At 41.4% G+C, this 19,700-nt stretch carries 28 protein-coding genes; 12 read left to right on the top strand and 16 right to left on the bottom strand.

Features of this window, described 5'->3' with window-relative positions; all coding sequences use genetic code 11:
• Positions 1–62 precede the first annotated feature (62 nt).
• On the top strand, positions 63–1,115 hold the full coding sequence (locus tag NQ542_RS06715) for a DUF3644 domain-containing protein (protein WP_005638553.1): 1,053 nt from the start codon (positions 63–65) through the stop codon (positions 1,113–1,115).
• Positions 1,116–1,180: 65 nt separating this feature from the next.
• Here NQ542_RS06715 and NQ542_RS06710 read toward each other — a convergent pair whose 3' ends face one another.
• The 15 genes from NQ542_RS06710 to NQ542_RS06645 form a co-directional block, all read right to left on the bottom strand.
• Positions 1,181–2,647, bottom strand: coding sequence for a hypothetical protein (locus tag NQ542_RS06710; RefSeq protein ID WP_005638551.1), 1,467 nt, complete (start codon positions 2,645–2,647; stop codon positions 1,181–1,183).
• 286 nt (positions 2,648–2,933) lie between these two features.
• Positions 2,934–4,046 (bottom strand): DUF6371 domain-containing protein, encoded by a 1,113-nt coding sequence (locus NQ542_RS06705; protein ID WP_005823427.1) that lies wholly within the window; start codon positions 4,044–4,046, stop codon positions 2,934–2,936.
• 161 nt (positions 4,047–4,207) lie between these two features.
• Positions 4,208–5,347: an AAA family ATPase gene (locus tag NQ542_RS06700; RefSeq protein WP_005638548.1), complete on the bottom strand. Its 1,140-nt coding sequence runs from the start codon at positions 5,345–5,347 to the stop codon at positions 4,208–4,210.
• 5 nt (positions 5,348–5,352) lie between these two features.
• On the bottom strand, positions 5,353–5,727 hold the full coding sequence (locus NQ542_RS06695; protein WP_005638545.1) for an excisionase family DNA-binding protein: 375 nt from the start codon (positions 5,725–5,727) through the stop codon (positions 5,353–5,355).
• Positions 5,728–5,909: 182 nt separating this feature from the next.
• Positions 5,910–6,758, bottom strand: coding sequence for a hypothetical protein (locus NQ542_RS06690; RefSeq protein WP_005638544.1), 849 nt, complete (start codon positions 6,756–6,758; stop codon positions 5,910–5,912).
• Positions 6,759–7,003: 245 nt separating this feature from the next.
• A complete protein-coding gene (locus tag NQ542_RS06685) occupies positions 7,004–8,122 on the bottom strand; it encodes a tyrosine-type recombinase/integrase (RefSeq protein ID WP_032537759.1) in 1,119 nt (372 codons plus the stop codon).
• A gap of 133 nt (positions 8,123–8,255) precedes the next feature.
• Entirely contained in the window at positions 8,256–9,197 is a 942-nt protein-coding gene (locus NQ542_RS06680) for a helix-turn-helix domain-containing protein (protein WP_005638542.1), read from the bottom strand.
• A gap of 348 nt (positions 9,198–9,545) precedes the next feature.
• Positions 9,546–9,905 carry a leucine-rich repeat domain-containing protein gene (locus NQ542_RS06675; protein ID WP_005638541.1) on the bottom strand — a complete coding sequence of 120 codons (360 nt, stop codon included), beginning with the start codon at positions 9,903–9,905 and terminating at the stop codon, positions 9,546–9,548.
• Positions 9,906–9,925: 20 nt separating this feature from the next.
• Positions 9,926–10,645: a hypothetical protein gene (locus tag NQ542_RS06670; RefSeq protein ID WP_005638540.1), complete on the bottom strand. Its 720-nt coding sequence runs from the start codon at positions 10,643–10,645 to the stop codon at positions 9,926–9,928.
• 386 nt (positions 10,646–11,031) lie between these two features.
• Positions 11,032–11,610 carry a hypothetical protein gene (locus tag NQ542_RS06665; RefSeq protein ID WP_005638538.1) on the bottom strand — a complete coding sequence of 193 codons (579 nt, stop codon included), beginning with the start codon at positions 11,608–11,610 and terminating at the stop codon, positions 11,032–11,034.
• Between the two features lie 82 nt (positions 11,611–11,692).
• On the bottom strand, positions 11,693–12,004 hold the full coding sequence (locus NQ542_RS06660) for a hypothetical protein (RefSeq protein ID WP_005638537.1): 312 nt from the start codon (positions 12,002–12,004) through the stop codon (positions 11,693–11,695).
• Between the two features lies 1 nt (position 12,005).
• Complete coding sequence (locus tag NQ542_RS06655) at positions 12,006–12,368, bottom strand: DUF6864 domain-containing function (protein WP_005638536.1); 363 nt, start codon at positions 12,366–12,368, stop codon at positions 12,006–12,008.
• Position 12,369: 1 nt separating this feature from the next.
• A complete protein-coding gene (locus NQ542_RS06650; protein WP_005638534.1) occupies positions 12,370–12,717 on the bottom strand; it encodes a helix-turn-helix domain-containing protein in 348 nt (115 codons plus the stop codon).
• Between the two features lie 524 nt (positions 12,718–13,241).
• Positions 13,242–13,445 carry a DUF4364 family protein gene (locus NQ542_RS17940; RefSeq protein ID WP_081446987.1) on the bottom strand — a complete coding sequence of 68 codons (204 nt, stop codon included), beginning with the start codon at positions 13,443–13,445 and terminating at the stop codon, positions 13,242–13,244.
• Positions 13,442–13,756, bottom strand: a complete 315-nt coding sequence (locus NQ542_RS06645; RefSeq protein WP_005638529.1) for a hypothetical protein — start codon at positions 13,754–13,756, stop codon at positions 13,442–13,444. The genes NQ542_RS17940 and NQ542_RS06645 overlap by 4 nt, the downstream gene beginning before the upstream one ends.
• A gap of 156 nt (positions 13,757–13,912) precedes the next feature.
• Here NQ542_RS06645 and NQ542_RS06640 point away from each other — a divergent pair, with 156 nt between their 5' ends.
• The 4 genes from NQ542_RS06640 to NQ542_RS06625 all read left to right on the top strand — a co-directional run bounded on the left by NQ542_RS06640 (position 13,913) and on the right by NQ542_RS06625 (position 15,521).
• The gene (locus NQ542_RS06640; RefSeq protein WP_005638527.1) at positions 13,913–14,170 is read left to right on the top strand and encodes a hypothetical protein; all 258 of its coding nucleotides are present in this window, start codon (positions 13,913–13,915) and stop codon (positions 14,168–14,170) included.
• Between the two features lie 19 nt (positions 14,171–14,189).
• Positions 14,190–14,474 carry a hypothetical protein gene (locus NQ542_RS06635; RefSeq protein ID WP_005638525.1) on the top strand — a complete coding sequence of 95 codons (285 nt, stop codon included), beginning with the start codon at positions 14,190–14,192 and terminating at the stop codon, positions 14,472–14,474.
• A 66-nt stretch (positions 14,475–14,540) separates the two neighbouring features.
• Positions 14,541–14,822 carry an SH3 beta-barrel fold-containing protein gene (locus tag NQ542_RS06630; protein ID WP_005638523.1) on the top strand — a complete coding sequence of 94 codons (282 nt, stop codon included), beginning with the start codon at positions 14,541–14,543 and terminating at the stop codon, positions 14,820–14,822.
• Positions 14,823–15,170: 348 nt separating this feature from the next.
• Entirely contained in the window at positions 15,171–15,521 is a 351-nt protein-coding gene (locus NQ542_RS06625; protein WP_005638521.1) for a hypothetical protein, read from the top strand.
• A 183-nt stretch (positions 15,522–15,704) separates the two neighbouring features.
• Here NQ542_RS06625 and NQ542_RS06620 read toward each other — a convergent pair whose 3' ends face one another.
• On the bottom strand, positions 15,705–16,025 hold the full coding sequence (locus NQ542_RS06620; RefSeq protein WP_005638516.1) for a hypothetical protein: 321 nt from the start codon (positions 16,023–16,025) through the stop codon (positions 15,705–15,707).
• 289 nt (positions 16,026–16,314) lie between these two features.
• Between NQ542_RS06620 and NQ542_RS06615 the strand changes: the two genes are divergently transcribed.
• The 7 genes from NQ542_RS06615 to NQ542_RS06585 all read left to right on the top strand — a co-directional run bounded on the left by NQ542_RS06615 (position 16,315) and on the right by NQ542_RS06585 (position 19,700).
• Positions 16,315–16,506 carry a hypothetical protein gene (locus NQ542_RS06615; protein ID WP_039850076.1) on the top strand — a complete coding sequence of 64 codons (192 nt, stop codon included), beginning with the start codon at positions 16,315–16,317 and terminating at the stop codon, positions 16,504–16,506.
• 145 nt (positions 16,507–16,651) lie between these two features.
• On the top strand, positions 16,652–16,849 hold the full coding sequence (locus NQ542_RS06610; RefSeq protein ID WP_005638510.1) for a hypothetical protein: 198 nt from the start codon (positions 16,652–16,654) through the stop codon (positions 16,847–16,849).
• A gap of 24 nt (positions 16,850–16,873) precedes the next feature.
• Positions 16,874–17,272 (top strand): helix-turn-helix domain-containing protein, encoded by a 399-nt coding sequence (locus NQ542_RS06605; protein ID WP_005638502.1) that lies wholly within the window; start codon positions 16,874–16,876, stop codon positions 17,270–17,272.
• A complete protein-coding gene (locus NQ542_RS06600; protein ID WP_005638499.1) occupies positions 17,262–17,543 on the top strand; it encodes a hypothetical protein in 282 nt (93 codons plus the stop codon). The genes NQ542_RS06605 and NQ542_RS06600 overlap by 11 nt, the downstream gene beginning before the upstream one ends.
• Positions 17,544–17,567: 24 nt before the next feature.
• A complete protein-coding gene (locus NQ542_RS06595) occupies positions 17,568–18,500 on the top strand; it encodes an ATP-binding protein (RefSeq protein WP_005638497.1) in 933 nt (310 codons plus the stop codon).
• Entirely contained in the window at positions 18,490–19,266 is a 777-nt protein-coding gene (locus NQ542_RS06590) for a hypothetical protein (protein ID WP_005638495.1), read from the top strand. Before NQ542_RS06595 ends, NQ542_RS06590 begins: the two co-directional genes overlap by 11 nt.
• Complete coding sequence (locus NQ542_RS06585; RefSeq protein ID WP_005638493.1) at positions 19,263–19,700, top strand: hypothetical protein; 438 nt, start codon at positions 19,263–19,265, stop codon at positions 19,698–19,700. Before NQ542_RS06590 ends, NQ542_RS06585 begins: the two co-directional genes overlap by 4 nt.

Below are 19,700 nucleotides of genomic sequence, written 5' to 3'. Positions count from 1 at the left end.
AGTTTCATATCCTATCTGGTTATCATTTTTTGATTATATTTATTTGTACGCAAAAATATATTATGAGTAGAGGATTACCTTTAAATGTTAAATTATGTTTGGATAAAGCATTGGATTCTGCTTTGTTGTCAGTTGAAACATATAATAAACCTGCTGTGAAATTTAAATCAGGTGGGTACATTGTTTTAATGTGTATCGCATGGACATCATTGTTTCATGCAATATTTTTCAAAAGGGGGATAAAACCATTTTATCGAGAAAAAAATAAAGTACGATTTAAAAGAGTTGATGGAGAAATTCAATTTTGGGAGTTAGCCACATGTGTAAAAGAATACTTCAAAGGAGAAGATTGTGCAATAAGGAAAAACATCGAACTCTTTATTCCATTAAGAAATAAATTGGAGCATAAATTCTTACCAGAATTAGATGCTAATATTTTCGCAGAGTGCCAAGCTCTATTGCTAAATTTTGATAAGATTGTAGAGAAAGAGTTTGGTGAAGATTATTGCCTAAGAGAGTCTTTGTCCTTTGCATTGCAACTATTTCCCTCTTCGAGAACTCTTGCAATGGGGATAAAAATGAGCAAAGATGCTCAAAAAATTACTCGATTTATTGATAAATATAGAGCGTCAATAAGTACAGATATTATGCAGAGCGGAGAGTATTCTTTTAAAGCATTCTTGATTCAAGTTGCCAACCATAAGTCAGTAGATGCTCTTCCTGTTCAGTTCTTCCCATATGATAAACTGACAGATGATGAAAAAAAGAAAGTTGAAAGAATCGCAGGACTAATCAAGGAAAAGCATATTCCAGTTGTAAATAAAGGGACATTAAAACCTGCCACCGTAATACAACAAGTTCAGGAACGGTTAGGTAACCCTAAGATTATAAGAGGGAAAAAACAAGTTAATAAATTTAATTCCGATACTCATACGAGGTGTTGGAAAAAATATGAAGTTCGTCCAGAAAGGAATTCAGATAACCCTGAAAAAACAAAGCCAGAATACTGTTTATATGATGAACCTAATAATAGTTATCTATATACAGAAAAATGGGTTGAGTTTTTAGTTAAAAAGATGCAAGACGATGATGAATATCAGTCTTTATTCAAGTAATTAAAGGGGAGAGGATAGACACTATCCCTTTTAATTGTTTAGTTGACTATTTTACATTATGGCTTTTATTTTCTCATCGAAAAACCTCTTTTCGGCTGTTGGTCATAATTCCCTTCCACCACATTGTCAACTTCCCGTCTGGCTTTGATTTGTTCCCGATTGTCAAACCCGCCCTTTTGCTTGGCGGTGAAATACAGGAAATCTCTGGCAGCCCGGAGTGATTGTCTGTCCTCCCCGAACAGGTTAAGGGCACTCTTGATGTCCGACACCTGTTCCGTATCAAAACGGGACTTGTAATAATCACGGGCAAAACGGACGACACAGTAAACAGCCTTGCGGAAGATGTCGTTTGTTTTGAGCAGCAGGAAACTGAGGCAGTCGATGATATGGCTTTGCCATGCAATCCGGTTTTTCAACCTTGTGGTCTCCTGCGTATGTTCCGCTTCCTTGCGGCTCAACTCTGATTGATGCCTACTTTCCAGTTTCATCAGTTCCCGATGGTGGTCACTCTGTATGGTTTGGATTTTATCCTGTAACCGCTCAATGGTTTCCTCGTGCGTGGAAATCTCATTGCGCAAATCCTCTATTTCATTTCTCAGGGCTTTCGATTTCCCGGTAGCCCAGCCGACAGCGGCATTCAGAAGTTCGCTCCCTTTTTCCCTGTTTAGCTTGGAGCGTTTTTCGCTGATAGCCCGGTCAAGGTCTTCGCTCTGTCGTTCTTTCTCATTTGCTTTTTCGATAAGGGCGTTGGTAATGCTTTCAGTTTCTTGCATCTTTTGATTAGCCATTTCCAACTGATATTCCCGGTATTGCCTTGTGGCATCAAGCCGCTTCATTTCCTCCTTCTGTTTCTCAATGATAAAGTCGTTACGTTCCAAATGTTCCCTAGCTGTAACAGCCTTTGACTGTCCACGTTCCATCATGAGAATATCGGATGCCAAGCTCTGCATTTCGGTCATATCCTCGTCATTGAGCTTGCGGCTCTTGCCTGTGTCATGGTTCATCCAGTCGAACACGATATGCGCATGGTAATTTGGCTTGAACCATTTTTCGCCCACCTTGAAACTTTCTTTGTCTTCTTGGGTGGGTTGTCCGCCCAGCCAATGCCCCTCGTCCTTGTGCAGGAAGATTTGGAGCGGTGTGATGCCCCAGCGTCTTTGGCATTCCTCGCCAAATTTTTGTACGTCTGCCAGTGTCGTGTCCGGTCGGATGAGCAACACACCCTCACGGATTGGTGAGCATCCCGCCACCTTGATTATCTTTCCGTTCTTTCCCTTGCGTTCACGCTCCTTTTCCTGCATGGCACGACCTGTCTTTTCTTTGACCATCCGCTTAATGTAGTCATAGTGCGCCTGCAGGTCGGGATTGCCGAAGCCGGGATTTATCCACTGCTCATTATTGGCAGTGAGTTCGGGCACAATGTAAATTTGGGACTTGCCGATATTACGCATGTACTCGGCACTCCTTCGATTATGAGCCTCGCTTGACGAGGTCTTGCAAGGCTTGATGTGTATACTGCTTTTTGTAGCCATATTTTCAAAATATGATTTGGGTTGTTGATTAAACTTATTGCTGTCCGCTCATAACCGCACGGGGTTCTTAGGGGTACAACCACCCATAAGCGGAGATTGCAAAGAGAGGGTCACTCTTTGCTCTGGGTTCTCAGGGGTGAAACGCCCTGAGTGGGTTATTAGGGCAAAGCCTTAATCCCCTCGGGAGAGCCCACAACTACGGAAGCGGAGCGTGTAGTTATAGTGGGCTATATCAATGGCAAGCCATTGTCTGTTACCCACAGCCTACGGCTTCCGTTCTCCTCCGTTAAGGAGGGTTTTCACCGCTGTTGCCGATTGGGGATGCACCGACCAGTACAAGGTCAAAATCATCTATTAGCTTTTGCAGGACGGGATTCTTTTCTATCATCCGGCAGAGGATTCTTTCCGCCTCGACCAAGTGGTCGGCTGTACAATTTATTTTGCTTTCCCGTATCTGGAAGACAATCCAGTCGGCTATGTCAATATGTGCCGCTTTCTGCTCCGGGGTGGCATTCTTCTCAATGATGTCAGACACGACCGTCTTGCAATAGGTCATGCTCCCGGCACGCTGTTTCCATTCCGCATAGCCGTCCGCATCGGGAAAGAGGAGCACGGTGCGCCCGGTCAGCACACGGAGCTTTTCCTCTCTCAGCTGGCTCTTGCCGCCTGTCGCCAGCCATACATAACCGGGGAAGATGGCAGAGCCGATAACGGCACTCTTTTCGGATTCCACCAAGACCACGACCTTATCGGGATAAGTGCCCAGCAGGTGTTCACCGAACAGGCATTGGGACAGTTGCCATTCCTCTGCCAGCTCATGCCGCCTTTTAAGCAGGCTGTGTATCCAGTCCACTGCCGATGCCTGTCCGTCCTTGACACGGTGTCCGTCATTGGGATTGTACTGCATCACCTTGCCCGTGCGTACCCTGCCTGTGCGGTCTATCTGCCAGAAGATGACTGCCCCGTCACGGGTAGCCCCCAAACGGTACTCTTCCAGCAACCTCTTCAACACTTCCTTTGCCTTGCTGCCGTAATAAGAATCAAGGAGCGATGAAATGAAGCGGAAAAAATTGCTATGCACGCTTTGCGACCTCTCCACATACTTTGGCGGTATGTAGCCTATGGCTGCTTGCCGTGGTTTCTGTACGGACTTCTGTTCCGACTTTTGCCTGTCAAAAGAGAAACCGTTGGCAGTACGGCATTCGGGGTGGTCATGGAAATACTCCTTTGGAGTGTAATGATACCCGCAACTGCTTTCGTGGTTGCACCTGCCGACAGACGGGTGCAGGGGCGTACCGCTTTCATCCACATAGTATGTGAAAGAACGCCTGTCCCCGCAGTTCGGACAGGTATGCCGTGTTGCCGTTCCTTTATATTTCTGTAATGTATAATTACCCATTGCTTGCCTCCTCTATTTTTCAATGAAATTATTACCGTCCCGTCCTGTCCCATTGTCCCACGTCCTGTGGGTCGGGACAGTGGGACACCTTGGGACACTCTGGAAGTTACCGCTCCGATAAACAAGGCGGTTATCCTTCATACAGATATGTACAGGCTGTTTCATTGCTTGTCCTCCTCTCTTTCCTGACCGATAAACAGCCCCGTCTGCCTTGTTTCCTCCGTTGTCCCACCTGTCCCATATTGTCCCACCGTCCCGTTTCCTACGGGTTGGGACAGCGGGACACTTGGGGCGGCTGATTCCTCCACTTTCCTGTTGCGCTGGATTATCCGGCTGACGGTGGATTTTCCGCAATTTACCTGTGAGGCTATTTCCCTGACGGACTTCCCCGACTGGGACAGTTGTAATATTTGGTAATCCCTCTGGCTGGATTCATTGTCGCCAAGTTTTTTCAAGTGTTCCTTTTCCGTTGAATAGCCCCTGAACACAAATTGCAGAAAAGCATCCATCTTTTCAATCTCGTAGATGATTACATTGTCCGCATCGTGGGAGAATGTCCCATATCGGACTTTGAGCTGTTTTACATAGCGAAGCCCTCCGTCCTGCGCACTCTTTCCGATGGCAAACACGCTGTCAAAGAAATTGTAAAGCCGTTTGCTGCCAGCAAGGTCGTTGGACGTGATGGGGCAGTCCAAAGAGCGTTTTGGAGTATGCGCCAGCACAAGGACGGACAACCCGTATTTCTTTTTGAGGTTGTTGAGCTGTATCATCAGCCGTCCTGCCGCATCGCCTTTCTCCATAGCACAGCACAAATAGGTAAGATTGTCAACGATGAAAATCTTGCACCCGGTTTGCAGAGCCATCTGCTCAATGCCTCCCATGATGGCTTCCTCGAAATCGGCTTCCAGCAACGAATTGCAGTCAAGCGAAACCCGGTACAGCTTTTCGGGAAAAGTGTAGGGCTTTCCATGCTCGTTGGTATAGCGGAGCTGGAACTGCTTTTCGGACAGTTCAAAGTCCAGATACAGCACATTGTCCGTCCGGGCGATACGGTCGGCTATCTGCACGGCAAGGATGGACTTGCCCACATTGGAATCCGCAAAGAGGCAGGACAGTTCCCCCTCATACCAGAAACTGTCCCACAGCGCACGGGGCATGGGCAGCAGCGATGCTTCAAGTATCGTCCGGTTTGCGGTCTTGATACTCATTGCACCGATGCTGTCCGGCATCCCGTGCTGCACTTGGGTCGCCCTCGTCAGGTCGCCATGTATCAGACTGATATAATTCTTGTCCTCTTCCATGACGTTTACCAATTACGTTGACCGGGCTTGCGGCGGTGGGAGGAGGATATGGATTCGCAGAGTTCCTCATCGGACAGGGGTACGGGATTCTTACGGGAGGATTCCAGCCATTTGTCCAGCTCGTCTCTATAAAGACAATAGCGTTTGCCGGGCTTAGTGGCAGGAATGCTTCCCTCCGACAGCTTCATGTAGAGTGTTCCCTTGGGAATGCCCAGATATTCCGCCGCCTCTTCCACTGACATTGGCACATGGGTGTCCACCGCCTTTGCATTGTTCTCACTGCGCTGCTCCGTAAGCAGATTTCTCAGGCTCATCACCTCGTCCCGAAGCTGAGCCACAACCTCCGGGAGGTCGTTGAATGTAATCATTGTTTTTTCCATTTGCGTACTCGCCTCTTTTGTAAGGCATGGCGCAAAGGACCGGAATGATACAGCCGTGAATATCTCCACGAAAGGTCATTGCAAAATAATTCCCGAATAACGATGCCCAACCGTGAATGATGGGTAAAGTTATTCGGGAAACGGTGTGATACAGACAGTTATCTGTTATTGATTACCCGTGATTATTGGTTATTGAAAGGCTGGTTATACTTTTCCCGTACATAATCTGCCGGATAATGGAAATCCAGTCTGCCGTTTTCAGGCTCGTCAATGGGAATCAGTGTCTTTAACGGCTCTACCTTGAAGTTCTTGATGGTCGCTATGTCCGTATCGGCAAACTCCCGTGGAAAAAGGGTGCTGATGAAGCGGGCACGGTTGTCCCCCGTATAGTATTTCTTGTACATGAAACGCTCGGAGATATTCCACACGAAATGGCGGAGCGGAATATTTGAAATGTCTTTGGTCAGCCGTCCTTTTATCGGCTTGGGCTTGTAACTGTGAAGCCGCATCCAGTTGTTGACCTCGCCACAGATGTGGTTCACTGTCTCCTTGTCTGCGATACGGGGCATGATGAAATGGATGTATTCCATGACCATAGCGATGCGCTCTTCATTTTCCCGTTGCTCCCTGTCCTCGTAATCGGCACGGTTTTTCTCGTGAAGCTCCGGGGATATGGCAATCTCTGTCGGTCTTATATCCGGGGTTGCTTCCCCACCTGTCGCCATTGATGCCGGGGTTACAGGCTTGTGTGCATCTTGGGGCTGGTCTTCCCGAATTTCTGTAATTTCGGCAGGTGTCTTTTTCTTGCCGAACTTGATTCTGTAGATTTCGTATGTGTCGAAGATGACTGTCTGGAAAGATAGATAGAGCAGCCAGCCAAGGAGGTTGCTGCATACAAAAACTATCAGGCGTACAAAGTTGTCCTGATTAAATTTCTCTGCGACAATCAGTGTCGCTATGGAAGATATTAGGAGGATGGCAAAGCCGACAAATCCTAAAATGATATGTTTGTCTTTTACGGACTGTTCCATGTTTCTTGTCTTATTCGGTTGTTACTTGTTGCTGTTTTTGCAAATTTAATAGTCTTCTTCCAATTATTACTCATTATCCTTGGTTAGCGGTTTCTTTTTCAATGTTTTTCACCAAATGTCCGGAATCGCACCCGATTATCGTACTTTAAGGACTTTTTAAGGAATGGTGGGCAAAAAACAGAGGGAGCGGTTAAAGCTCCACGCAATAACCGCTCCCTCTGAATATCCCGGACTTTGAGGATGCCTTATGCCTCCTTGCGTTTCAGGGTTATCTTGTCCACGACCTCGCACATCTGCTGTGCCGCCATCTTGGAATAAATCTGTGTGGTGGTAATGTTCTTGTGTCCCATATAGGCTTGTATGACAGCCATGTCCGTACCCATTTCCACGTGCAGGCTTCCGAATGAATGCCGGGTACAATGGAAGGTTATTTTCTTGGTTATGCCTGCCGCCAACAGCCAACGTTTTAGGGGACCCTGCAGCATCTTATCCTTGAATCCTTCGAAGATAAGCCCTTCATGCCGTTCCCCGAGCAGTCCGTAGGCTTCATCACTGATGGGATTGTGTACAATCTGCTTCGTCTTCTGCATACGGGTGGTCACGAACATCTTGCCGTTGGTGTACGGTTGTATCTGCTGCCAAGTGAGCTGCCTAATGTCGCTCTTCCGCAGTCCGGTCAGGCAGGCGAAAAGGAACGCCCTTTTCAAGACATCTTCTTCGCATGGCGTTTCGGCAAGCCGTATCAGTTCCTCCTGGCTCAGATGCTCCCTCATGGTGGGGATGCACTCGATGCGGTCTAAGAATCCGTTAGGGTTCTCCTTTATCTTCTTGTCCCGGTAGGCGGTGTGAAGTACCGCACGGAAAGCCGACCAGTAGCCTGCCGCAGAATTGATATGCAGCTTTTGGTTGGTGTGTATGGACTGCGGGGCGTTTAGCAGGTATTCCATGAACTTGCGGCACAAGTCCACGTCCACCTCCTCAAAGGTGCATTTGCCGTTTACAAAACGCTCAAAGTGCTTATAGACGTGTTGCCACTTGATATTCTTCCTATCTGCCAGTTCCTTGAAGTAGGCGAGGAAATCCCCTTTCATCTTGGCTTTGTCAAAGAAGCCGTTGTTCTCGTTGAAGATGGCTTCGTAACGTCGGTTACGGAGTATCTCCGCCTTTTTCATCATGCGTGCGTTGAAGTCACGCTCCTGCTGGTTGGCAGGTTTGGCGAAAATGTAAATTCCCAGTGCTTCACGTGTTATCACTTTCATGGTGGCGTTGTCACGATAGCCGGGATAATAGTCCAGACACAGCGAATACTGTGTCCCGTTCTTAATCTTGCGCTTGCGCAAGGTTACTGTCTTGCATTTGCTCATATTGATGATGTTTTTAAGTTGTACGTTTTCGGAGGTGTTCCCCGTGTTTACGGTGGCAAAGGAACAACGTGAAACAACCGTGAATACCTCCACGGCAATCATTTTGAAATAATTTTCCGGCAATGTCGGTTGCTCACGGTTGTTTCTCCCTCTCAGCCATAACACGCTCAACATCAGAGCGTAAAAGCAGGTTTTTCACACCTACCTTTATCTTTTCGATGTGTTTCACCTTGACGATATGGCAGATGTTGGCGGAGGAAAGTCCGTAAATCTGCCGGACTTGCTCCACGGTGTAGTAGCGTTCATCGTTCACGAGGTCTGTCCTGCGGAGTTCGTTCAGATGGGATTTGGAGTAGTAGGTACGCCCGTATTCTCTTTTGGTCGGTATCTTGTGGCGATGGGTGTATGCCCGGAGTGCGGTCGGCTTCATGCCGAACAGTTCTTCCGCTTCTTCAATCAGGAGCCAGTCGGTGATATTGCTGGTATCAACTGCCACACCGAAAAACTCGTCAATGTGTTTTTTGCTGTAATAGTTCTTCCCTGCGATGCGGCAGATAGGTATGCGGTTGCGCTTGGCGGTGGTGTATAGCCACGACTGCTTGACCTTGAAGAGCAACATTACCTCCTCGCCCGAATAGAAGTCCATCACTTCGTCTGTTTCCTTTTCCCTTTTTTCTTTTTTGGCTAGTGGAGACGATGGAGTGAACTTTTTCTGTGCGGAAGTGCTGCCGGGCAGGATGCGGTGGTAGGGGTTGCCTTCCAGCATCCGCTCGATGTCCGCCTTGCGGATGAATGCCATGCGGTTGCTGATACGTGAGGCTTTCAGCTTGCCGAGGGCTACGAGTTTGTAAACATACTGTCGGGAACAACCCATGAGTATGGCTGCTTTGGAAAAGGTGAGATACTCCTGATGCTGTATCTCCATGATTGGCCGGGCGGTTTTGAAGAGGTTGTTCTTCTGTTCCGTTCTGGCTCGTTTGGCTTCTGCCTGACAAGCCTCGCTGCAATATTTCTGTACCCCGCTCCGGGTTACAAATGACTTGCCGCAAAAACTGCATTTTCTGGTTGTTTTCATGCTGCTTTATCGTTTACTGGTTCATTCCTTCAATCGTGTATCTCTGAAACGGTGAACGGAGGTAAACAGTAGTCAATCGTTGTCGCCTTTCTACACGGTGTTACCATCGCTGCAAGTAGGAGCGGTTGCTGTCGCTTGTCGTAAACGGTTGTAAACCCTTGTAAACTGTCTGCACGATGTGACAAAAAACAAGCTCCGCAAATTCTCCACGTCAGAAATACGTCTCAAAAATATGTGGAAATTTGGGAAGCATCAAAAAGCAGCCGAAAAGTGTTAATTTTTAGAATATACTGATAGATAAAGATTTATGCTTGGATGTTTCTGGTTATTTTTGGTTGTTCTACGCTTCTAAATACACATGTAAAAAGACTCGTATCCAAGTGCCAATGTTTTTTGTGGCAGTATGATAGATTTTAGATTAGTGCAATTCTTAAAGGCTTCTTCCGGTATGACATTGTCTTCATCTCCTTCTCCGTGAATATAAGAATCGAACATATCTACATATTCTAAAGATCCATTTTGCACCATATTCCTAAGTACAATAATATCTTCATTGTTAATGTTGCCAGTTAATGTAATGTCTGAAATATTATTGATTTCTGTATTAATCTTAGAGAAAAGAGTACCGGCTATTTCAAGATTTATAGTTCGTTTATTCTGTGCATTTGCAGAAATAAAAATAAATAGAAAAAATAGTGTTTTCTTCATTTTGTTTGTAATTAGTTTGTTTATTGTTTGATGATTTTTATAGGACCATTGCTGTACTCCTTTGTTACGCATCCTAATACCAGGTCTATATGTCTTATGGTTTCTTTAGGAATCCGGATAGGAGAATGAATCAATCTTCCGTCTGAATATGTACTTTCATTGCTACTGTACGCGAGAATGTAGTCTTCTCCTCCATCTTGAAGTCTTTTTGTTATCCTAAACTCTGTAGTCTCAATAGAATAATTGCGTCCCCATATTATCAATCTATTATCTTCTACTCGTTTTAATGCAAGGATACTACCACTTGGATACTCAATCATGCTATCTCCATAATGACGGATTGCTGCGGTTGCTTCTGGGAACCAGTCGCCGGCGTCTATCAATTCGGAAGGAGCTATGTGACCTGAATTATCTGCGACCATTGTGTTGACACCTCCAATGCTTGCAACGTCATCATAAAAAGGGATTCGTTTTTTTTCACGAAAAGAATCTGAACTACTTTTTAAAGTAGATTCTCTTTCGTTGTTTATGGTTTCTACATTAGAAGTGGAGATTTTATAATAATATTTATTTACAATTTCTTCTCCAAAATTCTTTCGTAGAACATCCATTTGCTCAGTCGTTAAATCTCTATCGCTTTTTTCTTGCATAGAAATATTGTTTTGCTTGCAACCAAATAAAACAGCAATTTCAGATTGTGTCTTATTAACTTCTTTTCTTAAGCCTTTTAAATTATACATAACATCAATGATATATCATTTTTATTATCTTTGTGTCGGAATCAAGTTGCGGATGATACCGACTAAATTGTTAAACTGTTCCCGTAAGGGACTATATAGGCGACTTCCTCAAACCGCAACTTTGGGGTTGTCGTCTTTGCTTTATCACTATGGATGACAATAATAAACTTCCGTATCAACAGGCTACCAAAGAGTCTATTCTGAATTTAGCAATTGAACGCTATAAATCAGATGTACAAATTCAATGTGATATTTGGAATAGACGCAATGTTAACGCTTCTTTTCCATGTCATTTGAACCATCTACTTCAATATTCGGGATTAAAACTGTTATCTCCCGAAGAGTATAAGAAAGTCCAAGATGAGATAATTGAAAGCTTACATAAATTACTTTGATTGCTTAGGCATAATACCTAATCGTGCAATTCTCGAAACTAATTCTTCATATCCTATAATTTTATCTGTATCTTTTACTTTTGTGAGCAACATAAGTATTCTATTTTTCCCACTCTCTAAAACCTTGATATCTTCTGGAACAACAATCATCTCCAAAAGCACCTTAACTATTGTATTACAAGTCTCAATTTCTCCGATATTCGAAAAGTGGTATAATGAGCTTATTCTGTAATCTAAAAATCGATACTCAACTCCTAAAGGATCAGACTTAAGTAAAATGTAATAATAAAAATCAGAAATAGCATTGGTTGTTAAAGCGTTATTTCTTTCCGTGCTTATGAGTGCCGCGGTCTTAGCTTCTTCTAATTCCTTGCTTTTCTTATTTATATCTATAAATGTATATATCTGCCATCCTATTAGAATTGTCACTAACAATGATAATACTCCTACTATCACTCCTTGGTAATCAAATCCCAATTCTGCTTTATGCGGACAAGCTACACATATTGCAACTAAACTAATAAGTACAGCTACAGAACTTAATAATAACGCCCAACTCTCTTTCTTCATAACCACTCTATATAATGTACGCGAAATCGCACTAAGGTTAAATAATGTTTAAGTGCAAACATTGATTTTATTTCTTGTAAAACTATTTTTCGGATTTTCCGAACTCATATCCTAAAGCCAATGTTATTAGTGGGATAACAATCTCCCATATGTTTTTTAAATCGCCTACTATATCAGGTACTTTATTTTCACAATCTCTAAAACACCAATAGTTTATAACGACTAATACTGTTACAATTAAGATTGATACAAATCCACACATAATAGTAATTGTTACGATTGAATGTTTTGCGTTATCACCCGATCCTACAATGTTATTTATGGTTCCAACTTTCCACTCGTTAAGAGATCGTTCTTTATTTTCAGGTATATGAATATTACTGTCAAATTCCATATCATTTCTTTTTTAAAAAAGAATATTTTAAAAGTCGATTGCCTTCACTCGCATTCAATGTATAAATTACACAATTGAAATATAATATTTCACCATTATCAAGTATCCCTACTCTTAAAGGCTCAAAAATTCCACCCAATGAGTTTTCTTTCTCAAAATTCACAAATTTGAGGCTTAACGTATTATCGTTAACCTCTTCCAAAACAGAGGATTTTCTACCACCCTTGTTTACAAAATAAATTTTAAGAACAAGAGGTTTATCATTTTCTCTTAGTTCTATATTTATTTCACTATCGTTATAAACAATGATTTCACTTTGTTTTAAAATTGTAAAATCGCCTATGCTCTCAATAAAATCCACCATATCATTTATTCAATATTTCAATATTATTATCTCCGAATACGAATCTAAGCACCTGTTCTTTTTTCTCAGCTCCCATTTCTATAGACAATGTTGCCTTTATCTCCTTTTGCTCCGTGTAATCTTTTTTATTACATGAATTGTCTGGTCTGTAGTAATTAAAAAAATTACAATTCAACACTTCACTTATATTACAAAGTAAATCTGTATCAAGACTATGCTTCTGAAATACGGTTTTTTCTATATTTTGCCTTGCAATACCCAGTAATTCAGCGAATTTAGCCTTTGATAAGCCGTTCTCATCCACCTTTTTGCGGACTTCTTCTCCAATGTTTAGTCTATTGATTCTCATATTTTAAAATTATTAAAGGTTTTTTGTTAGCAGAAATTTGCGTGTAATACTTAAAGTGTTAATTAATTGTAATAATGTAATCTAAAAGTATTACATGTAATATATTTGATTACATTTGCATCATCAATCAATCACGCAACAAAGATGCAAAGATGATTGAAACAAGTAAATAGGACGAACATCCTATTTTGTCGTTCTTTGAAATATTGGTGATGCAAATTTTAAACTATATAGGTTATGGATGAAGATTATTGGCAAGATTCAAACTGTCATTTTGAAGAAATCAAGGCTATACTAAGGGTTACAAGAAACGAGGTCACGAATGAATTGGTAAAAATGAATAGCCGGTTATTCGTATCCATGTGTATGTTAGGCGCCATATTCGGTAGTCTTATTACGATAGCAGTTTTGTTACGATAAGCGTTATTATTGAACTGGCGATGGCTATTACAAGTGCCATTATCCAATTAATGGTACTTGTTTTCCATTTTTCTATTTTTTCTTGTTTCCTTTCGTTGTCTTGTTTAGCATACCCGGCCTTGCAAGATGAATCCCTTTCCCTTGTCTGTGATATGATATGCCCTTCCGTTTACGGATGTACGTAGCACTACATATCCATCAGATACAAGAATGTTGATAATATCTTGGCATGATTGGTAGTTTACGGAAACTCCAAGATAAAAGCACCTTAGTATAGTATCTTTCTCTATTGGTGTGTATTCTTTCATTTCTTTGAAAGGTTCTCGATAGTTCTCTGCTGGCTCTCAATGATAGAAAGTAAACGCTCGGAGGTGATGGGGGCTGGTTCTTCGGTGTTATATTGACTTCTAAACATACTTCCTTTTTCTCTAAGAAGCCAATCAGGATTAATATCTTCTATACTGTTTAGTATTAGAAGCACGGGTTCTATACCAAAGCTTTCGCCTGCTCGCATTAACTTGCGAACATATACCTCTGATTTTCTTATTAATACGGATGCTTCTTTAACGCTGATATTCTTTGTTTTAAGTATCTCAGCAAATCTTTCATTTATTGTCATATAGTTAAAAATACTAAATGGTATAATATTTAATACTGATTAGTATTTGATGATACCAAATAGTATTATATTTGCATCATCAAACAATCAATCACGACAAAGATACAAGATTGATTTAATAAAGTAAATAGGATAAACATATTAAAATACACGATTATGGCACGATCTTATGAAACAGCATTAGCAGAACTCGAAAACAAAAGAGGCGAGTTAGAAGCGTTGAGCACGATTAGCGAAGAAGAAGTCTGCTATGTATATAATGTAGACAGCAAGTCAGAGATCGTGAAAATCCTCTCTGATGAAATAGAAACTCTCGAAAGAGAGGTTGAATATCTCACCCCACTGGATTGGTCTAACGATCCTGTTGCCGAAATATTTGGTGGCTACGAAGCAATGAACAACTATTTATACTAACACATAAACACACACGATTATGAATATATTAGTTACTGAGAATTACAATCGTAAAGATATTTTCGAGATTGTAGATGAATATCCTCATGGTTATATAGTTTGGCCAATCGGCAGACGAAATTTTCCGTTTACAGGCTACGTGCCTCTCGCAAAGCCAACCGACGAACCTTATCATATTGATATTAATACGCTAAAAGCAATCAAGGTTAATGATAATGTCGCTGATCACATTCTTAATGAAGCCTCATTTAGAGGGGTGGATAAAGCAAAGTTTCACCACATTGTATCAAGTTTTAACCGGTAGTCTTTGGACTACTTTAATATACACACGATTATGAAAACTTCAAATTTTAGACACAAAGTATTTTGCATGGCTTACGAACTTATGAAAGCAACAGGTAAAGCGTTCGCGGTATGTCTTTCACGCGCATGGGCATTGTACCGTTTGACAAAACAAATGCACAAAGGTATCGTATCATTCGCCTATGAAAAGTCTGATGGTTCACTTCGCAAAGCCAAAGGTACGCTTAAAGACATTCAGAATCTTATCAAAGGTACTGGTTCTGAAAACTACAAGACGGTTCGCTATTTCGATATTGAGGCGAACGGATTCAGATCGTTCAAAGTAGAAAACTTCATAACGATTTACTAAAGCAAAGGGCATGAGCCGAAAGTGTTCGGCTGGTGAAGAAAGGCGTTTCTGACCGGGTTCGATTCCCGGATGCCCACAGTAAGTTCTTTGTCTTATTTCAACCTTAGCACTCGCAGAAATGGAGTTTAAGCGAAAGGATTACAAAGTATAATGTATAAACGTGGTGAGCTTTGAGCCATGACCCACAGGGATACATTATAGATAAAAGAATTGTCAAAGGGGCAAGTTCCTTGCGGTGTTATGTGTCAGACATTGGTTAACCGTTGCCTCTTTTCAAAATACAACCTGGTTCTGAAAGCGTGACGCTGCCTATCGGATGGGCTGCCGGGTACAAATAAAATAAATGATATGGAAGTTTTAGGTGTATTTATATTCGCAGGTGGTGCTTTTGGAGCACTTTTTTTTCATCAATATGCCGATGGTTACAAACCTTATCTTATTATAAGAAACTTTTTAATAGCTGTCGCTATATCAGGTCTTATAGTTTTTGCTATAGGCCTTTATAGGTACTCCAAAATGCCTATTTATGAATATAAAGTAAGTGCGCATTATATTGATGGTAGCACAAAGACGCTATTATTTGATAGTAAATATGATCCTAAAATAAACGCGGCTCGTGGGACATATTGGATTGAATACGGCGCATATACAGAACTTGGCGTTGTGAGGTTTGAAATAATAAGCAAGAAGAAAAGATAATTAAAATATCATAGCACATGAATTACAACATTGAACTAAAACATCAAGAAAAAGACAATCAATTGACAATATCCATACATGTTGAAGATTTGCCAATCAATTGTCTGAAAAATTTGGAGTACATAAAAGAAGATGCCGAGAAAGCGGTTACTTCTTACTTGGACCTTTTACGCGGAGAGAAAGTTAGTCATGAAAAGTCTCCAGATAATCAGTGAAGCATTTCAAAAGGAACAAGAAATTTTTAAAGACATCGTTTTCTTGCGGAAACGTTTTAATTATACACCCTTTGCATTTATTTGGCAGATCTACCAACTCTCTATTTAAAGGCAGATTTGGATCAAATGAATAAACCAAGTGGGTAAATTTTATAGCTTGTTCATATAACGGTTGTCCATCAAGAAACATCTTGCTTATTGATGGTTCAAAGGTGTTATACTCGTCAAGTAAATCTTCGACTTTAGAACGAATGTCTTTAGCCATGCTCAGGTACTTTTCTGATTTCATACTTCTTAATTTTTAAAGTTTGCACCACAAAGTTAAGAAAACCCTCTGAAGAGGCGCGAAGCTACTGATCGAATCAGCCGGAGGGCACAAATCAAATCAAACAGTCATGAAGGTAATTTTTTATTCAAGAGTGCAGCTAATTTTATTCATCTGCGCAGTACTGATGTCGGCTACCTGTTTTGTTGGCATGTTCTTTAATCCGTTTCACGTATTAACATTCGTGATGTCGGTTATTCTAACGATCGCCATTTATAAAGAAAAAAGTTGGTAACTATTAATAATAATGTATATGGAAACAAAAGGTATTGAAGAAATGACAAGAGAGGAACTGATTGAATTGGTGTCGTCTCTTAATAAAGACCTCGAAAGTACAAAAAAGGACCTCGAACTTTATAAAGATTGGAAAAATCGAGAAGAAGCAGCCAAAGTGTTAGCTGAAAAGAAAATGTTGGCTATTAAGGCTTTTCTTGAAGTTGTTTAATTCGTTTTGTGTTTAGATTAGCAAAAGCAGCCGGGTGAAAACCCCGGCAAACGGGCGGGCGTATGGAATGCTCTGCACACAGCCGGAAGTGTGTATGCCGGATCGTTACCGGTTCCGTCCACATTCAATTAAATATAATCAGTTTATGGAGAAAAAAGTGGAAATTATGCCTCGTATGAGAGACTTAAAGAAAGGGAAGAAAGTAGAATTTCCTATCGATAAAGTCTGCACAGTGCGCAACAATGTTTCATTGCTTAATGCACAAGGGTACAAAAATGGACATAAGTGGAGATCGGAAACTAATGTTCCGAAAGGGATAGTTACAGTATTTAGAGATTCCTGATTCAAACTTTAAATACACACGATTATGAAAGTATTTACCGAGTTAACGCCCGAATGTGACATTACAGCACAAATGTACGCAGCCGGGTATGAAAAAAAGGAGATTGCCGTATTGAAGCATCGTGCAGTAAGTACGATAAATAACCAGCTTCAGACAGCATTTTTAATTTTGGGTGTTCGGAATGGGAGGGAGTTGGCATTAAAGTTAGCCGAGAGGATATCAGGTATCCGGTTGACGCTGGACTTTTCGCCGGCCATGAGATCATTTGTTGCTTGTGTACTTTTGATTATTCTTTGTGTTGATAGTCATTTAGACATGAAACGGCAACAAATCCGAACCCGTTCTAATGCCAATGTAGAACTTATCGCCCGTGTTCGTGTAAGAATTAGAGGGCGTAATATGCCTTTATTATATGGAACTTGACGTTTGGCAATTACAGAAAATAATAAAAGCGGCCGCGAAAGAAGCTGTCAGCGAATATGCGATCTCCAAGGATCCGGTCATTGATGAGATTACGGAAACGCAAGCTATACGACTTGGATTTGGTAGAAGGTGGTTGGCTCATCAGTGCGCTACGGGAGCATTGACTTGGAAAAGGGCTGGTGTACATAGGAATAGTCCTAAAGTTTATTCGCTGAAGAAACTTAAAGAATTGAAGGATGGTATAGATCCTTTATTGAAGTCTCTAATATAATTACTAACTAAAAATATAACAATCATGAGTTTAATCAGAAAATCAACGGAATTGAATATTCCAACAAACGTAAAGATGATGATTTACGGTCAAGCAGGTATGGGTAAGAGCACAGTAGCTTTGAGTGCACCAAAGCCTCTGTTGTTGGATTTTGACAATGGTGTTAAGCGTATGAATATGGCTCATTTGGAGAATATTGACACTGTACAGGTCACTTCTTGGAATGATGTTCAGCTGGTTTTGCAAGAAGATTTGTCTGTTTATCAGACTATTGTGGTTGATACCATTGGTAAGATGATGGATTTTATCATCACTTATAAATGTGGAACCAGGCAGCCATCTATTCGAGATTGGGGCGGTATCAATGCTGAATTTTCTTGGATGACAAGAACGCTATCAAGTCTGAAGAAACATATCATTTTTGTTGCCCATCGTGACACAAGAAAAGAGGGTGATGATACGGTGTTTATTCCTGCCTTACGTGAGAAGTCCTACAACTCCATCGTCACCGAACTTGATTTGTTAGGTTACTTGGAAATGAAGAGTGAGAGAGGAGTGCAGAGACGTACTATTACTTTCGATCCGACATCAAGGAATGACGGAAAGAATACTTGTAACTTGCCTTCAGTGATGGAAGTACCTACCATCCTTGACAAAAACGGCAATCCGACGACCAAGAATGATTTTATCTCTACTCGGATTATTGCTCCATATCTTACTATGTTGCAATCAAAAAAGGCTGAACAAGAAGCATATAACAAAGTGCTATCTGATATAACAGGTTGTTTAGAATTAGTTGCCGACGCAGCTTCAGCGAATGACTTTATCGCCCATATTGATGATTTCAACCATGTGGGAAGTTCAAAGATGAAAGCCTCAATGATGTTGGCAGCTAAGGCGAAAGAATTAGGACTGATTTTTAACAAAGAGACTAAAACTTATTCAGATGCAGCCTAAGTATAAGATATATGCAACATTATTGGATTCTTACTTCAATTACCTTAATAGCGATGTCATATATGAGCGTTATTATGGGTGGAGTGAGAATCCACCATGTACGGAAGAAGAGTTTCGGCAGAAGCAGTTTCAAGAACTGATAGACCGTATTAACCGTAAACCGTTTGACAGCGAAGCTGCCGACAAGGGTACGGCTTTTAATGAGGTCATTGACTGTATGATTGAGAACCGGAAATCTGAAACGGTGCAGGTAGAAAAGATATATTCTGATATAGGGAATGGCGAGCAAAAGGTTATAGCCTTGAAAGCCGTTTATAACAATCGTTCATTTGTCTTTCCTATATCCCTTTGTCGTGAGTTCGCAAATTACTACAAAGGGGCGTTGACGCAGCAACGTGTAGAGGCAATCCTTCCGACTGCATACGGCAATGTATTGGTTTACGGTCTGATTGACGAACTGATGCCTACCAGTGTTCACGACATCAAAACAACCGGTAGTTATACCGTGGGAAAGTTCAAAGATCACCACCAGCATTTAGTATATCCATACGCTTTAATGAAGAACGGTTCTGATGTACGGACATTTGAGTATAACATTGTAGAGTTCAACAAAGGCGGCTATGTGGTAGATACCTATACAGAAACATACGTTTTCAATCCTGAACGTGATATTCCTATTCTTACTAATCATTGTGAGGAGTTTATCCGGTTCTTGGAAGAAAACAGAGCACTTATAACCGATACTAAAATCTTTGGAAATGGATGATATACGACTTGAAAAATGAATACCAAATACCCAAGTTTAAGGAGTATGTAAATAAACTGTTCAAGGAGCGGGCCGTTGTGGAAGTAAAAAAGAAGCTTCCTAACCGCACGCTTGCCCAAAACAGCTACTTGCATCTTCTTTTAGGGTATTTCGGTAGTGAATACGGTTGCAGCCTCGATGAAGCAAAAATTGATTTTTATAAGAGGACTTGCAACCGTGATTTGTTTGAACGTAAGACGGTCAACAAGAAAGGCAATGAAGTAACCTATTTACGCAGTTCTGCCGAACTGACAACAGGTGAAATGACCCTGAGTATTGACCGTTTCCGTAATTGGAGTGCATCAGTGGCAGGTATCTATCTGCCGGCTGCAAATGAACATCAAATGCTGATATACGCCCAGCAGGAAATACAAAGAAATCAAGAATTTATTTAG

The organism is Parabacteroides merdae ATCC 43184 (assembly GCF_025151215.1).
Classification (GTDB): domain Bacteria; phylum Bacteroidota; class Bacteroidia; order Bacteroidales; family Tannerellaceae; genus Parabacteroides; species Parabacteroides merdae.
Note: the sequence above shows the minus strand (reverse complement) of the source record. Positions and strands in the feature narration are given on the sequence as shown.

Bases quoted from the DNA above. Each gene is read 5' to 3' on its own strand.
- NQ542_RS06715 (WP_005638553.1), top strand. From the start codon at position 63: ATGAGTAGAGGATTACCTTTAAATGTTAAATTATGTTTGGATAAAGCA.
- NQ542_RS06710 (WP_005638551.1), bottom strand. From the start codon at position 2,647: ATGGCTACAAAAAGCAGTATACACATCAAGCCTTGCAAGACCTCGTCA.
- NQ542_RS06705 (WP_005823427.1), bottom strand. From the start codon at position 4,046: ATGGGTAATTATACATTACAGAAATATAAAGGAACGGCAACACGGCAT.
- NQ542_RS06700 (WP_005638548.1), bottom strand. From the start codon at position 5,347: ATGGAAGAGGACAAGAATTATATCAGTCTGATACATGGCGACCTGACG.
- NQ542_RS06695 (WP_005638545.1), bottom strand. From the start codon at position 5,727: ATGGAAAAAACAATGATTACATTCAACGACCTCCCGGAGGTTGTGGCT.
- NQ542_RS06690 (WP_005638544.1), bottom strand. From the start codon at position 6,758: ATGGAACAGTCCGTAAAAGACAAACATATCATTTTAGGATTTGTCGGC.
- NQ542_RS06685 (WP_032537759.1), bottom strand. From the start codon at position 8,122: ATGAGCAAATGCAAGACAGTAACCTTGCGCAAGCGCAAGATTAAGAAC.
- NQ542_RS06680 (WP_005638542.1), bottom strand. From the start codon at position 9,197: ATGAAAACAACCAGAAAATGCAGTTTTTGCGGCAAGTCATTTGTAACC.
- NQ542_RS06675 (WP_005638541.1), bottom strand. From the start codon at position 9,905: ATGAAGAAAACACTATTTTTTCTATTTATTTTTATTTCTGCAAATGCA.
- NQ542_RS06670 (WP_005638540.1), bottom strand. From the start codon at position 10,645: ATGTATAATTTAAAAGGCTTAAGAAAAGAAGTTAATAAGACACAATCT.
- NQ542_RS06665 (WP_005638538.1), bottom strand. From the start codon at position 11,610: ATGAAGAAAGAGAGTTGGGCGTTATTATTAAGTTCTGTAGCTGTACTT.
- NQ542_RS06660 (WP_005638537.1), bottom strand. From the start codon at position 12,004: ATGGAATTTGACAGTAATATTCATATACCTGAAAATAAAGAACGATCT.
- NQ542_RS06655 (WP_005638536.1), bottom strand. From the start codon at position 12,368: ATGGTGGATTTTATTGAGAGCATAGGCGATTTTACAATTTTAAAACAA.
- NQ542_RS06650 (WP_005638534.1), bottom strand. From the start codon at position 12,717: ATGAGAATCAATAGACTAAACATTGGAGAAGAAGTCCGCAAAAAGGTG.
- NQ542_RS17940 (WP_081446987.1), bottom strand. From the start codon at position 13,445: ATGAAAGAATACACACCAATAGAGAAAGATACTATACTAAGGTGCTTT.
- NQ542_RS06645 (WP_005638529.1), bottom strand. From the start codon at position 13,756: ATGACAATAAATGAAAGATTTGCTGAGATACTTAAAACAAAGAATATC.
- NQ542_RS06640 (WP_005638527.1), top strand. From the start codon at position 13,913: ATGGCACGATCTTATGAAACAGCATTAGCAGAACTCGAAAACAAAAGA.
- NQ542_RS06635 (WP_005638525.1), top strand. From the start codon at position 14,190: ATGAATATATTAGTTACTGAGAATTACAATCGTAAAGATATTTTCGAG.
- NQ542_RS06630 (WP_005638523.1), top strand. From the start codon at position 14,541: ATGGCTTACGAACTTATGAAAGCAACAGGTAAAGCGTTCGCGGTATGT.
- NQ542_RS06625 (WP_005638521.1), top strand. From the start codon at position 15,171: ATGGAAGTTTTAGGTGTATTTATATTCGCAGGTGGTGCTTTTGGAGCA.
- NQ542_RS06620 (WP_005638516.1), bottom strand. From the start codon at position 16,025: ATGAAATCAGAAAAGTACCTGAGCATGGCTAAAGACATTCGTTCTAAA.
- NQ542_RS06615 (WP_039850076.1), top strand. From the start codon at position 16,315: ATGGAAACAAAAGGTATTGAAGAAATGACAAGAGAGGAACTGATTGAA.
- NQ542_RS06610 (WP_005638510.1), top strand. From the start codon at position 16,652: ATGGAGAAAAAAGTGGAAATTATGCCTCGTATGAGAGACTTAAAGAAA.
- NQ542_RS06605 (WP_005638502.1), top strand. From the start codon at position 16,874: ATGAAAGTATTTACCGAGTTAACGCCCGAATGTGACATTACAGCACAA.
- NQ542_RS06600 (WP_005638499.1), top strand. From the start codon at position 17,262: ATGGAACTTGACGTTTGGCAATTACAGAAAATAATAAAAGCGGCCGCG.
- NQ542_RS06595 (WP_005638497.1), top strand. From the start codon at position 17,568: ATGAGTTTAATCAGAAAATCAACGGAATTGAATATTCCAACAAACGTA.
- NQ542_RS06590 (WP_005638495.1), top strand. From the start codon at position 18,490: ATGCAGCCTAAGTATAAGATATATGCAACATTATTGGATTCTTACTTC.
- NQ542_RS06585 (WP_005638493.1), top strand. From the start codon at position 19,263: ATGATATACGACTTGAAAAATGAATACCAAATACCCAAGTTTAAGGAG.